12 protein-coding genes are annotated in these 13,159 nt (G+C 69.6%); all 12 read right to left on the reverse strand.

Features of this window, described 5'->3' with window-relative positions:
* Positions 1 to 177: 177 nt before the first annotated feature.
* The 12 genes from coaBC to pyrR all read right to left on the reverse strand — a co-directional run bounded on the left by coaBC (position 178) and on the right by pyrR (position 13,054).
* Positions 178 to 1,386 (reverse strand): bifunctional phosphopantothenoylcysteine decarboxylase/phosphopantothenate--cysteine ligase CoaBC, encoded by a 1,209-nt coding sequence (gene coaBC / locus GTY67_RS03750; protein ID WP_161277773.1) that lies wholly within the window; start codon positions 1,384 to 1,386, stop codon positions 178 to 180.
* Between the two features lie 145 nt (positions 1,387 to 1,531).
* Positions 1,532 to 1,804, reverse strand: a complete 273-nt coding sequence (gene rpoZ / locus GTY67_RS03755) for a DNA-directed RNA polymerase subunit omega (RefSeq protein WP_015607348.1) — start codon at positions 1,802 to 1,804, stop codon at positions 1,532 to 1,534.
* A gap of 43 nt (positions 1,805 to 1,847) precedes the next feature.
* The gene (gene gmk / locus GTY67_RS03760) at positions 1,848 to 2,441 is read right to left on the reverse strand and encodes a guanylate kinase (protein WP_093692771.1); all 594 of its coding nucleotides are present in this window, start codon (positions 2,439 to 2,441) and stop codon (positions 1,848 to 1,850) included.
* Between the two features lie 50 nt (positions 2,442 to 2,491).
* Positions 2,492 to 2,815: an integration host factor gene (locus tag GTY67_RS03765; protein ID WP_014157387.1), complete on the reverse strand. Its 324-nt coding sequence runs from the start codon at positions 2,813 to 2,815 to the stop codon at positions 2,492 to 2,494.
* Positions 2,816 to 3,059: 244 nt separating this feature from the next.
* Positions 3,060 to 3,899 carry an orotidine-5'-phosphate decarboxylase gene (gene pyrF / locus GTY67_RS03770; protein WP_161277774.1) on the reverse strand — a complete coding sequence of 280 codons (840 nt, stop codon included), beginning with the start codon at positions 3,897 to 3,899 and terminating at the stop codon, positions 3,060 to 3,062.
* The gene (locus tag GTY67_RS03775) at positions 3,896 to 5,008 is read right to left on the reverse strand and encodes a quinone-dependent dihydroorotate dehydrogenase (protein WP_093692769.1); all 1,113 of its coding nucleotides are present in this window, start codon (positions 5,006 to 5,008) and stop codon (positions 3,896 to 3,898) included. The genes pyrF and GTY67_RS03775 overlap by 4 nt, the downstream gene beginning before the upstream one ends.
* A 57-nt stretch (positions 5,009 to 5,065) precedes the next feature.
* Positions 5,066 to 8,374 (reverse strand): carbamoyl-phosphate synthase large subunit, encoded by a 3,309-nt coding sequence (gene carB, locus GTY67_RS03780; protein ID WP_161277775.1) that lies wholly within the window; start codon positions 8,372 to 8,374, stop codon positions 5,066 to 5,068.
* Positions 8,367 to 9,506: a glutamine-hydrolyzing carbamoyl-phosphate synthase small subunit gene (gene carA, locus GTY67_RS03785; protein ID WP_161277776.1), complete on the reverse strand. Its 1,140-nt coding sequence runs from the start codon at positions 9,504 to 9,506 to the stop codon at positions 8,367 to 8,369. The genes carB and carA overlap by 8 nt, the downstream gene beginning before the upstream one ends.
* A complete protein-coding gene (locus tag GTY67_RS03790) occupies positions 9,503 to 10,084 on the reverse strand; it encodes a hypothetical protein (RefSeq protein ID WP_161277777.1) in 582 nt (193 codons plus the stop codon). The genes carA and GTY67_RS03790 overlap by 4 nt, the downstream gene beginning before the upstream one ends.
* Complete coding sequence (locus GTY67_RS03795) at positions 10,081 to 11,370, reverse strand: dihydroorotase (RefSeq protein WP_161277778.1); 1,290 nt, start codon at positions 11,368 to 11,370, stop codon at positions 10,081 to 10,083. The genes GTY67_RS03790 and GTY67_RS03795 overlap by 4 nt, the downstream gene beginning before the upstream one ends.
* Before the next feature lie 2 nt (positions 11,371 to 11,372).
* Entirely contained in the window at positions 11,373 to 12,374 is a 1,002-nt protein-coding gene (locus GTY67_RS03800; protein ID WP_161277779.1) for an aspartate carbamoyltransferase catalytic subunit, read from the reverse strand.
* Positions 12,375 to 12,469: 95 nt separating this feature from the next.
* Positions 12,470 to 13,054, reverse strand: coding sequence for a bifunctional pyr operon transcriptional regulator/uracil phosphoribosyltransferase PyrR (gene pyrR / locus GTY67_RS03805; RefSeq protein WP_161277780.1), 585 nt, complete (start codon positions 13,052 to 13,054; stop codon positions 12,470 to 12,472).
* Positions 13,055 to 13,159 lie beyond the last annotated feature (105 nt).

A 13,159-nucleotide genomic window follows, 5' to 3' on the forward strand; every position in this document is an offset into this window, starting at 1 on the left:
GCGCTCGGCACGTACCGTCGACCAGTTTATCGGTCACGTCCGGCGGCCGGGGCATGCGTCTCGCCCTTTGGAGCGCGACAGCCCGTGACACACCGGACACCTGAAGGATAATCCACCGCCACGAACGGTGGTTTCGCCCCGTTATGAACCACTCTGGCTCACCCGGGGGGTTGATTGTCACATCTCCTGGAACCTTCCCGAAACGAGGTCCCAGACCGTGTCGGCAAGCGCTTCCTTGGGTCCGTACGGCACGGAGGTCTCCGTTCCGTCGGCGCCGAGGACGACCGCCTCGTTCTCCTCGGAGCCGAAGGTCTTGCGCTCCCCCACCTCGTTGACCACGAGCAGATCGCATCCCTTGCGGCGGAGCTTGGCCCGGCCGTTGGCGAGGACGTCGTCGGTCTCGGCGGCGAATCCCACCACGAGCTGACCCGGCCGGGGCCGCTCGGCGGCGACCTCGGCGAGGATGTCGGGGTTGCGGACCAGGGTGACGGCGGGCGCCTCCTCGCCGTCCTTCTTCTTGATCTTGCCCGTGGCGTACTCGGCGGGCCGGAAGTCGGCCACGGCCGCCGCCATCACCACGACGTCCGCGTCGGCGGCCGCCTTCAGCACGGCCTCCCGGAGCTGGACGGCCGTGCCGACCCGTACGACATGGGCCCCGGCCGGGTCGGGCAGCTGGGTGTTGGCCTCGATCAGGGTGACGCGGGCGCCCCGGGCCACGGCGGTGCGCGCCAGTGCGTACCCCTGCTTTCCGGAGGACCGGTTGCCGAGGTAGCGCACCGGGTCCAGGGGCTCGCGGGTGCCGCCCGCGCTGATCACCACATGGCGGCCCGCCAGGTCGGGTTCGGTGACCCCGCGCGCCAGCACCCGGCGGCAGACCTCGAAGATCTCGCCCGGGTCGGGCAGCCGGCCCTTGCCGGTGTCGACGCCGGTCAGGCGCCCCACGGCAGGTTCGATGACGACGGCGCCCCGGCGGCGCAGGGTGGCGACGTTCTCCTGGGTGGCCGGGTGCTCCCACATCTCGGTGTGCATGGCGGGGGCGAAGACCACCGGACAGCGGGCGGTCAGGAGCGTGTTGGTGAGCAGGTCGTCGGCGAGCCCGTGGGCGGCCTTGGCCAGCATGTCGGCGGTGGCCGGGGCGACGACGACGAGGTCGGCACCCTGCCCGATCCGTACGTGGGGCACCTCGTGGACATCGTCCCAGACCTGGTCGGAGACGGGGTGGCCGGAGAGCGCGGACCAGGTGGCGGCGCCGACGAAGTGCAGCGAGGCGGCGGTCGGGACGACCCGTACATCGTGCCCGGACTCGGTCAGCCGGCGCAGCAGCTCGCACGCCTTGTAGGCGGCGATGCCCCCGCTGACCCCCAGGACGACCTTCGGCTTGTCCACTGCGTCTCCCCGCACTCGGCAACGTAAGAACGTAGCTCCCATGCTGCCTCACCGCGTGAAGCCTGCTCCCACCCGGCCCCGGACACACCTCAGGCCCGGCGGAACGGGCCGCCGGGCCTGATGGGGGTGCGAGGTGCTGTCCTGCTTACTGAGCGGGGCCCTCGATGGGCTCGGAGGTCAGCAGGCCCGCGTTGATCTCGCGGAGCGCGATCGACAGCGGCTTCTCGTGCACGTGGGTGTCGACGAGCGGACCGACGTACTCAAGGAGGCCTTCGCCGAGCTGCGAGTAGTACGCGTTGATCTGACGCGCGCGCTTGGCGGCGTAGATGACCAGGCTGTACTTCGAGTCGGTGGCCTCGAGGAGCTCATCAATCGGCGGGTTGATGATGCCCTCGGGCGTGGTGATGGAAGAGGACACTCTCTGCCTTCCGAAGGGGATAAAGATCAAAGATCAAAGAGATCTAAGTCTGAAGCATCAACGTTAGCAGCTCACGGGCCACGTCCTCGACGGAGGTGTTGACGAGCGTCGTATCGAACTCGGCCTCGGCGGCCAGTTCGACCTTCGCCGCGGTCAGCCGGCGCTCGATCACCTCGGGCGCCTCGGTGCCCCGGCCGGTGAGCCGGCGCACCAGCTCCTCCCAGCTCGGCGGTGCCAGGAAGACCAGGCGCGCGTCGTCCATGGACTGGCGGACCAGCCGGGCACCCTGGAGGTCGATCTCCAGCAGGACCGGCTCGCCCGCCTCCAGGCGGTCGAGTACGGCGCGGCGCGGTGTGCCGTAGCGGTTGCCCGCGAACTCGGCCCACTCCAGCAGCTCACCGTTGGCGACGAGCTTGTCGAACTCCTCGTCGTCCACGAAGAAGTAGTGGACACCGTTGCGCTCCCCGGGGCGGGGCTTGCGGGTCGTCGCCGACACGGAGAGCCAGACCTCGGGGTGCACGGTGCGCATATGAGCGACGACCGTGCTCTTGCCGACCCCTGAGGGGCCGGAGAGCACGGTCAGCCGCGGACGTACGTCCGGGGGTACGGGGGACGTCCCCCGGGTTGTTGCAGCCATGGAGCGATTATCCAGGTTCTCAGGGGTGCCTGAGAACGCCGGGCGGAACGTCAGGCGGCGCTGCCGCCGAACTCACGCTCCAGGGACGCGATCTGGTTGGAGCCGAGACCCCGGACCCGGCGGCTTTCGGAGATGCCGAGACGCTCCATGATCTGCTTGGCGCGGACCTTGCCGACGCCGGGCAGGGACTCCAGGAGGGCGGAGACCTTCATCTTCCCGATGACGTCGTTCTCCTGGCCCTGCTTGATGACCTCGTGGAGGGAGGCGCCGGAGTGCTTGAGTCGATTCTTGACCTCGGCCCGCTCCCGGCGAGCCGCGGCGGCCTTTTCGAGCGCGGCTGCGCGCTGTTCAGGGGTAAGGGGCGGAAGAGCCACGCCTACGTCACCTCGGATGTCGATCTGTCGGATACGGACCGGTGGGGAAGCTGGACGCCCTCCACCAGGTGAGCGACGAACACACTCTGCTCGGCTGCTCTCGACGGAGACTAGCGGCCAGGGCCGCTGTAGTCAGCGAGAACAGACGAAAAGTCCTGGTCAGCCTTGGCCGACCAGGACATTTGCCGCATAACCACCGGGTTTCCGGCCAGTAATTCGTCAGCAGCCGGTAAACGTGCCAGGGTCAACTGCCGGAGACGGCGCTGCGGACCTCGTCCGCGAACCGTCCGGCCGCTTCGCGCAGCCCTGACGCGTCCGGACCGTGGCGCAGCACGCCCCGGCTCACGCTGGGCACGACGTTGCCGACCGCGTCGCCGAAGACCGCCGGAAGATCCGCCGGGGTCGCCCCCTGGGCACCGATGCCGGGCGCGAGGAGCGGTCCGTTGATCGCCAGGTTCACCCCCGCGTCGCCGAGCGTCGCCCCGACCACCGCACCGACCGAGCCGAGCGGGGCGGCCCCCTCGTTCTCCGCCGCCATGTGGTCCAGCATCAGCTGGGCCAGCGAGCGGCCGTCGGCGGCGGTGGCGCGCTGGACCTCGGCGCCCTCCGGGTTGGAGGTGAGGGCGAGGACGAAGACGCCCGCGCCGGAGACGGCGGCCGCGTCCAGCGCCGGCCGCAGGGAGCCGAACCCGAGATACGGGGAGACGGTGACCGCGTCGGAGAAGAGCGGGGAGTCCTTGTCCAGGTAGGTCGCCGCGTAGGCGCCCATGGTGGAGCCGATGTCGCCGCGCTTGGCGTCCATCAGGACCAGCGCACCGGCGGCCCGGGCCTCTTCGACGGCCTTCTCCAGTACGGCGATGCCCCGCGACCCGAACCGCTCGAAGAACGCCGACTGCGGCTTGAGGACGGCGACCCGGTCGGCCAGCGCCTCCACCACGGTCCGGGTGAAGCGCTCAAGACCGGCGATGTCGTCGTTCAGCCCCCAGGAGGTGAGCAGGGAGGCGTGCGGGTCGATGCCGACGCAGAGCGGCCTGCGGGTGTCCATGGCGTGGCGCAGCCGCGCGCCGAAGGGTTCGAGGGTCACAGGGCGGCCTTCTTCCGGGTCTCGGCGCCGACGGCTTCGGCGAGGGTGGCGTAGGGAGACGCGGCGAGCCGGGCGGCGAGGCCCTTATGGATCGCGCGTGCGTAGAAGGGACCCTCGTAGATGAAGGCGCTGTAGCCCTGTACGAGGGTGGCACCGGCCAGAATGCGCTGCCAGGCGTCCTCGGCGCTCTCGACGCCCCCGACACCCACCAGGGTGATCCGGGTCCCGACACGGGCGTACAGGCGGCTCAGGACCGCCAGGGAGCGCTCCTTGAGGGGTGCGCCGGAGAGCCCGCCGGTCTCGGCCACCTGGGCGGGGGCGGACTTCAGGCCGAGGCCTTCGCGGGCGATGGTGGTGTTGGTGGCGATGATCCCGTCGAGACCCAGCTCTACGGCGAGGTCGGCGACCGCGTCCACGTCCTCGTCGGCGAGGTCCGGCGCGATCTTGACGAGCAGCGGTACGCGGCGGGTGGTGACGGTACGGTCGGCGGCCTCGCGGACGGCGGTCAGCAGGGGCCGCAGGGACTCGGTGGCCTGGAGATTGCGAAGGCCCGGCGTGTTGGGCGAGGAGACGTTGACGACCAGGTAGTCCGCGTGGGCGGCCAGAGCCTCGGTGGACTTCACGTAGTCGGCGGCGGCCTCGGCCTCCGGCACGACCTTGGTCTTGCCGATGTTGACGCCGACCGTGGTGCGGAAGACCGGGTTGCGGGAGGCGAGGCGGGCGGCGACGGCGACGGAGCCCTCGTTGTTGAAGCCCATGCGGTTGATCAGCGCACGGTCCGCGACGAGGCGGAAGAGGCGCTGCTTGGGGTTGCCGGGCTGCGGTTCGCCGGTGACGGTGCCGATCTCGATGTGGTCGAAGCCGAGCATCGCCATGCCGTCGATCGCGACGGCGTTCTTGTCGAACCCGGCCGCCAGCCCGAAGGGGCCGTGCATCCGCAGGCCGAACGCCTCGGTGCGCAGCTCCTTGTAGCGCGGCGCGAGAGCGGCGGCGACGAAGGTGCGCAGGACGGGGATGCGGGCGACCAGCCGGATCCAGCGGAAGGCGGTGTAGTGCGCCTGCTCGGGGTCCATCCGCTTGAAGACCAGCCGGAAGAAGAACTTGTACATGAAGGGGTGTCCTCACAGAGAGGGGGACACCGTTTCCGGTGTCCCCCTGCTGGGCTGCTAGTCGCGCGTCGCCGTCAGATGCTCGGCGTGTTCTTGGAGGGAGCGGACGCCGACGTCGCCGCCGTTGAGGGCGTCGATGCCCTGGACGGCCGCGGCGAGTGCCTGGACCGTGGTCAGGCACGGGACGGAGCGGGCGACGGCGGCGGTGCGGATCTCGTACCCGTCGAGGCGGCCGCCGGTGCCGTAGGGGGTGTTGACGATGAGGTCGACCTGCCCGTCATGGATGAGCTGGACGATCGTCTTCTCCCCGCTCGGGCCCTCCCCTTCGGACTGCTTGCGCACGATGGTGGCGTTGATCCCGTTGCGCTTGAGGACCTCGGCGGTGCCGGAGGTGGCCATCAGCTCGAACCCGTGCGCGACCAGCTCACGCGCCGGGAAGATCATCGAGCGCTTGTCCCGGTTCGCCACCGAGATGAACGCCCGCCCGGTGGTGGGCAGCGGCCCGTAGGCCCCGGCCTGCGACTTGGCGTACGCGGTCCCGAAGACGGAGTCGATACCCATCACCTCACCGGTGGAGCGCATCTCCGGCCCCAGCACCGTGTCCACACCCCGCCCGTGGATGTCCCGGAACCTCGACCAGGGCATCACGGCTTCCTTGACGGAGATCGGCGCGTCCAGCGGCAGGGTGCCGCCGTCACCGGTCTTGGGCAGGAGGCCTTCGGTGCGGAGTTCGGCGACGGTCGCGCCCAGGGAGATCCGGGCGGCGGCCTTGGCCAGGGGAACAGCGGTCGCCTTGGAGGTGAAGGGAACCGTGCGCGAGGCGCGGGGGTTGGCCTCCAGGACGTAGAGGATGTCCCCGGACAGCGCGAACTGGATGTTGATCAGCCCCCGCACCCCGACACCACGCGCGATGGCCTCGGTGGAGGCGCGCAGCCGCTTGATGTCGAACCCGCCCAAAGTGATCGGGGGCAGGGCACAGGCGGAGTCGCCGGAGTGGATGCCGGCCTCTTCGATGTGTTCCATGACACCGCCCAGGTAGAGCTCGGTGCCGTCGTACAACGCATCGACATCGATCTCGATCGCATCGTCCAGGAACCGGTCGACCAGGACGGGGCGGGTGGGGCTGATCTCGGTGGACTCGGAGATGTAGGAGGCCAGGCGGGCCTCGTCGTACACGATCTCCATACCCCGCCCGCCCAGCACATAGGACGGCCGGACCAGGACCGGGTAGCCGATCTCGTCCGCGATCGCCTTCGCCCCGGCGAACGTGGTCGCCGTCCCGTGCTTCGGGGCCGGAAGCCCTGCCTCGGCGAGGACCTGGCCGAACGCGCCACGGTCCTCGGCCGCGTGGATCGCCTCCGGGGACGTGCCGACGACGGGCACCCCGTTGTCCTTCAGCGCCTGCGCCAGACCCAGCGGCGTCTGACCACCCAGCTGCACGATGACCCCGGCGATCGGACCGGCCAGGGATTCGGCGTGGACGATCTCCAGGACGTCCTCCAGGGTGAGCGGCTCGAAGTAGAGCCGGTCGGAGGTGTCGTAGTCCGTGGAGACCGTCTCCGGGTTGCAGTTGACCATCACCGTCTCGTACCCCGCATCCGACAGCGCGAAGGAGGCGTGGACGCAGGAGTAGTCGAACTCGATGCCCTGCCCGATCCGGTTCGGCCCCGACCCCAGAATGATCACCGCGGGCTTGGTGCGGGGGGCGACCTCGGACTCCTCGTCGTAGGAGGAGTAGAAGTACGGCGTCTTCGCCGCGAACTCCGCCGCACACGTATCCACCGTCTTGTACACCGGCCGGATCCCCAGCGCATGCCGCACCTCGCGCACCACATCCTCGCGCAGGCCGCGGATCTCACCGATCTGGGCGTCGGAGAACCCGTGCCGCTTCGCCTCGGCCAGCAGCTCAGGCTCCAGCTTGTCCGCAGCGGCCAGCTCGTCCGCGTACTCCTTGACCAGGAAAAGCTGATCGACGAACCAGGGGTCGATCTTCGTCGCCTCGAAAACCTCCTCCTGCGTCGCACCGGCCCGGATCGCCTGCATGACGGTGTTGATCCGACCGTCCGTGGGGCGTACGGCCTCTTCCAGCAACTCCTTCTTGTCCCCGGTGGGGCCGGTGAAGGCGAACTGGGAGCCCTTCTTCTCCAGCGAGCGCAGCGCTTTCTGGAGGGCTTCGGTGAAGTTCCGGCCGATCGCCATCGCCTCGCCCACCGACTTCATCGTCGTCGTCAGGGTCGAGTCGGCGGAGGGGAACTTCTCGAACGCGAACCGCGGAGCCTTCACCACCACATAGTCGAGAGTCGGCTCGAACGAGGCCGGGGTCTTCTCCGTGATGTCGTTCGGAATCTCATCCAGCGTGTACCCCACCGCCAGCTTCGCGGCGATCTTGGCGATCGGGAAACCGGTGGCCTTGGAGGCGAGGGCGGAGGAGCGGGAAACCCGCGGGTTCATCTCGATCACGATGACCCGCCCGTCGGTGGGGTCGATGGCGAACTGGATGTTGCAGCCACCGGTGTCGACGCCCACCTCGCGGATGATCGCGATACCCACATCGCGGAGCCGCTGGTACTCGCGGTCGGTGAGGGTCATGGCGGGGGCGACGGTGATGGAGTCGCCGGTGTGGACGCCCATGGGGTCGAAGTTCTCGATGGAACAGACGACCACGACATTGTCGTTCTTGTCCCGCATCAGCTCCAGCTCATACTCCTTCCACCCCAGGATCGACTCCTCCAGGAGCACCTCGGTGGTCGGAGAGAGGGTGAGGCCCTGGCCGGCGATGCGGCGCAGTTCCTCCTCGTCGTGGGCGAAGCCGGAGCCCGCGCCGCCCATGGTGAAGGAGGGGCGCACGACGACGGGGTAGCCGCCGAGGGTGTCAACGCCCTTGATGACGTCGTCCATGGAGTGGCAGATCACCGAGCGGGCGGACTCGCCGTAGCCGATCTTCGCCTTCACCGCCTCCACGACGCCCTTGAACAGGTCGCGGTCCTCGCCCTTGTTGATCGCCTCCACATTCGCGCCGATCAGTTCGACACCGTACTTCTCCAGCACCCCCTGCTCGTGCATGGAGATCGCCGTGTTCAGCGCGGTCTGGCCGCCCAGGGTGGGCAGGAGGGCGTCAGGGCGCTCCTTCGCGATGATCTTCTCGACGAACTCCGGGGTGATCGGCTCCACATAGGTGGCATCGGCGATCTCGGGGTCGGTCATGATCGTGGCCGGGTTGGAGTTCACCAGAATGACCCGCAACCCCTCCGCCTTCAGGACGCGGCAGGCCTGGGTACCGGAATAGTCGAACTCGGCGGCCTGGCCGATGACGATCGGACCCGAGCCGATGACCAGGACGGACTGGATATCGGAGCGCTTAGGCACGCTGGCCCTCCATCAGAGAAACGAAACGATCGAACAAATACGCGGCATCGTGCGGGCCGGCGGCCGCCTCCGGGTGGTACTGCACGCTGAAGGCGGGGCGGTCCAGGAGCTGGAGACCCTCCACCACCTGGTCGTTCAGGCAGACATGGGACACCTCGGCGCGGCCGAACTCCGTGTCGGAGACCTTGTCCAAGGGGGCGTCGACGGCGAAGCCATGGTTGTGCGCGGTCACCTCGACCTTGCCCGTGGTGCGGTCCTGCACCGGCTGATTGATCCCCCGATGCCCGTACTTCAACTTATACGTACCAAAACCCAGCGCCCGTCCCAGGATCTGGTTCCCGAAACAGATGCCGAAAAGGGGCGTGGACCGCTCCAGGACACCCCGCATGAGAGCGACCGGGTGGTCGGCGGTCGACGGGTCGCCCGGGCCGTTGGAGAAGAAGACGCCATCCGGCTTGACCGCATACACCTCATCCAAAGTGGCCGTCGCGGGCAGCACATGCACCTCGATACCCCGCTCCGCCATCCGGTGCGGCGTCATCCCCTTGATCCCCAGATCCACCGCCGCGACCGTGAACTTCTTCGCCCCGATCGCGGGAACGACGTACGCCTCCTTGGTGGCGACCTCAGCCGACAGGTCCGCACCCGTCATCTCCGGGGCCTGACGGACGCGGGCCAGCAGCGTCCCCTCATCCGCGACCGCGTTCCCCGAGAAGATGCCCACCCGCATCGCCCCGCGCTCCCGCAGATGCCGGGTCAGCGCACGCGTATCGACGCCGCTGATCCCGACGACGCCCTGGGCCACCAACTCCTCGTCCAGCGTCCGCTGCGAGCGCCAGTTGGACGGCTTCCGCGCAGGGTCACGGACCACATACCCCGACACCCAGATCCGCGCCGACTCCGGATCCTCATCATTCACACCGGTGTTGCCCACGTGCGGGGCCGTCATCACCACCACCTGACGGTGATACGACGGGTCAGTCAGCGTTTCCTGGTAACCGGTCATCCCGGTCGAGAACACCGCCTCACCGAAGGTCTCCCCCACGGCCCCATAAGCACGACCGTGGAACACACGGCCGTCCTCCAGGACGAGTACGGCGGGAGCCTGGGCCCCCCGGGTGGAGATCGTCATCGTGCGGTGCCTTCCGTAGTGGTGCTGGTGAGGTGGTTGACGGCGTCGACCCAGGCCTGGTGCTCGGCCGCGTGGTCGGAGCGGAAGCCGGAGTCGATCCGGGTCTCGCCGTGCGCCCAGGTGATGATCAGCAGGCCGCCCTCGGGGAGGACCTTGCCTGCGAGCGCCTTGTCGAGGCGGGCCTCGCGCAGGGCCTCGGCCGGGATGAAGAAGTCGTCGGCGCCGGGGCGTACGACGTTCAGGCCGTGAGCGGTGAGCGTGAGCTCGGTGCGGCTGCGGGTGCCGAGGCCGTGGGCGACGATGCGGTCCAGCCACTGCCCGGCGGTGGTGGAGGCGTGGTAGCGCCCGGTGAGCGTCAGGAGCACCTCGTCGTCGGCGAAGCCCTCGGGGGCGGCCGCGAGCTCGGGCAGGTCAGACTGGAGGCTTCCGCGCCACTTCCAGCCCTGGCGCATCAGCCAGTAGACGAGGGCGATGAAGACCAGCAGGCCGATCACCCAGGCGATGCGGGCGGACCAGTCCGTCACTTCCGCCGACTTCTGCTCGGCGGCCAGGAGGTACAGGGGGGTAAGAGTTGTCACGCGAGCTTCCCGTCGACGACCGTGGCACGGCCCCGCAGGAAGGTATGGGTGACGCGGCCCGGCAGCTCACGCCCCTCGTAGGGGGTGTTTCGGCTGCGGGACGCGAAGCCCGCGGGGTCCACGGCTCCACGGTATGCCGGATCGACCAGCGTGAGGTTGGCGGGCTCACCCGCCGAGACGGGGCGGCCGTGTCCTTCGAGGCGGCCGATGGCCGCGGGGCGGAACGACATGCGGTCGGCGACGCCCGCCCAGTCGATCAGGCCGGTGTCCACCATCGTCTGCTGGACGACGGAGAGCGCGGTCTCCAGGCCCACCATGCCCATGGCGGCCGCCGCCCACTCGCAGTCCTTGTCCTCGTGCGGGTGCGGGGCGTGGTCGGTGGCGACGCAGTCGATGGTGCCGTCGGCGAGCGCCTCGCGCAGGGCCATGACGTCGGCCTCGGTGCGCAGCGGCGGGTTCACCTTGTAGACCGGGTTGTACGAGCGGACCAGCTCGTCGGTGAGGAGGAGGTGGTGCGGGGTGACCTCGGCCGTGACGTTCCAGCCCTTGGACTTGGCCCAGCGGACGATCTCCACGGAACCGGCGGTGGAGAGGTGGCAGATGTGGACGCGGGAGCCGACGTGGGCGGCGAGGAGGACGTCGCGGGCGATGATCGACTCCTCGGCGACGGCGGGCCAGCCGCCGAGGCCGAGTTCGGCGGAGACGATGCCCTCGTTCATCTGGGCGCCCTCGGTGAGGCGGGGCTCCTGGGCGTGCTGGGCGACGACGCCGTCGAAGGCCTTCACGTACTCCAGGGCGCGGCGCATGATGACCGCGTCGTCGACGCACTTGCCGTCGTCGGAGAAGACCTTCACTCCCGCGGCCGAGTCGTGCATCGCGCCGAGCTCGGCGAGCTGCTTGCCCTCCAGCCCGACGGTGACGGCGCCGACGGGCTGGACGTCGCAGTAGCCGGACTCCTTGCCCAGGCGCCAGACCTGCTCCACGACGCCGGCGGTGTCGGCGACGGGGAAGGTGTTGGCCATGGCGTGGACGGCGGTGAAGCCGCCCGCCGCCGCTGCCCGGGTGCCGGTGAGGACGGTCTCGGAGTCCTCGCGGCCGGGCTCGCGCAGATGGGTGTGGAGGTCGACGAGGCCGGGCAGCAGGATCTGGCCCGCCGCCTCGACGACGGTGCCGCCCTCGGGGGCTTCGATGCCGGTGCCCACCTCGGCGACGGTCTCGCCGTCGATCAGCACGTCCTGCGGCTCGCCGCCGAGGATCCGCGCACCGCGGATAAGGATCTTGCTCATGGTTACTTGGTCTCCTCGGTACGGGCGGGGCTCTCGGTACGAGTGGGGGCTGACAGGGCGGTGTCGGAGCCGCCGAGCAGCAGGTAGAGGACGGCCATCCGGATGGAGACGCCGTTGGCGACCTGCTCCACGACCGTGCAGCGGTCGGAGTCGGCGACCTCGGCGGTGATCTCCATGCCGCGGACCATCGGGCCGGGGTGCATGACGATGGCGTGCTCGGGCATCTTCGCCATGCGCTGGCCGTCCAGGCCGTAGCGGCGGGAGTATTCGCGCTCGGTCGGGAAGTAGGCGGCGTTCATCCGTTCGCGCTGCACACGCAGCATCATCACCGCATCGGACTTCGCGAGCACGTCGTCCAGGCTGTAGCTGATGTCGCAGGGCCACTGTTCGACGCCGACGGGCACCAGGGTGGGCGGGGCCACCAGGGTGACGTGTGCGCCCAGGGTGGTGAGCAGATGGACGTTGGAGCGGGCGACGCGGCTGTGCAGGATGTCGCCGACGATGGTGATCCGGCGGCCGTCGAGGTCCCGGCCGAGTCCGGCGTCGGCCCCGACGAGGCGGCGCCGCATGGTGAAGGCGTCCAGCAGGGCCTGGGTCGGGTGCTCATGGGTGCCGTCGCCGGCGTTGACCACGGCCCCGTCGATCCAGCCGGAGGTGGCGAGCCGGTAGGGGGCGCCGGAGGCTCCGTGCCGGATGACGACGGCATCGGCGCCCATCGCCTCCAGAGTCAGCGCGGTGTCCTTGAGGGACTCGCCCTTGGAGACGGAGGAGCCCTTGGCGGAGAAGTTGATGACGTCGGCGGAGAGCCGCTTGGCGGCGGCCTCGAAGGAGATACGGGTCCGGGTCGAGTCCTCGAAGAAGAGGTTGACGACGGTACGGCCGCGCAGGGTGGGAAGCTTCTTGATCGGCCGGTCCGCGACCCGGGCCATCTCCTCGGCGGTGTCGAGGATCAGGACGGCGTCGTCGCGGGTGAGGTCGGCGGCCGAGATGAGGTGGCGCTTCATCTGGGGTTCTCCGGTGGCTGGAGGAGTGTTGAAGGCGTGCGGGCGCGCAGGAGCGGGCCGTACGTCCCCCGAAGGGGCGTACAGGAGGGCTCGGGCTACTGCGCGTCCGCGGGAGCGGCCTGCTGGACACCGAGCAGCACGGCGTCGCGGCCGTCCTCCTCGGCGAGCTGGACCCTGACCGTCTCCCGCAGCGACGTGGGGAGGTTCTTGCCGACGTAGTCGGCGCGGATCGGGAGTTCGCGGTGACCGCGGTCGACGAGGACCGCGAGCTGCACGGCGCGCGGGCGGCCGATGTCGCCGAGCGCGTCGAGTGCGGCGCGGATCGTGCGGCCGGAGAAGAGCACGTCGTCGACGAGGACGACCAGCTTCCCCTCGATGCCCTCGCCGGGGATGTCCGTACGGGCCAGGGCGCGCGCCGGGCGCAGCCTCAGGTCGTCGCGGTACATGGTGATGTCGAGGGAGCCGACCGGCATCTTCCGGCCGGTGATCTCTTCGAGTTTGTCGGCGAGCCGGCGGGCGAGGAAGACGCCCCGCGTCGGGATGCCGAGCAGCACCACGTCGTCGGCGCCCTTGGCGCGTTCGACGATCTCGTGGGCGATACGGGTCAGAACACGGGCGATGTCGGGGGCCTCGAGAACGGGGCGCGCCGCGTTGCCGGTGTCGTCGTGCTGTGCGTCCATAAGAAACGGACCTCCTTCTCCGCCTCACGGGACGGACCTTAAAGGACGTCGAAATTACGTCATCCACGTTACCAGGGCTTGCGTAAGGCCTTGGCCCCGCCCCCT

Source organism: Streptomyces sp. SID8374 (genome assembly GCF_009865135.1).
Taxonomy (GTDB): Bacteria; Actinomycetota; Actinomycetes; order Streptomycetales; family Streptomycetaceae; genus Streptomyces.

Coding starts and splice junctions, on each gene's coding strand:
- carA (WP_161277776.1), bottom strand. CDS start 9,506: ATGACGATCTCCACCCGGGGGGCCCAGGCTCCCGCCGTACTCGTCCTG.
- GTY67_RS03800 (WP_161277779.1), bottom strand. CDS start 12,374: ATGAAGCGCCACCTCATCTCGGCCGCCGACCTCACCCGCGACGACGCC.
- GTY67_RS03775 (WP_093692769.1), bottom strand. CDS start 5,008: ATGTACAAGTTCTTCTTCCGGCTGGTCTTCAAGCGGATGGACCCCGAG.
- GTY67_RS03795 (WP_161277778.1), bottom strand. CDS start 11,370: ATGAGCAAGATCCTTATCCGCGGTGCGCGGATCCTCGGCGGCGAGCCG.
- gmk (WP_093692771.1), bottom strand. CDS start 2,441: ATGGCTGCAACAACCCGGGGGACGTCCCCCGTACCCCCGGACGTACGT.
- pyrR (WP_161277780.1), bottom strand. CDS start 13,054: ATGGACGCACAGCACGACGACACCGGCAACGCGGCGCGCCCCGTTCTC.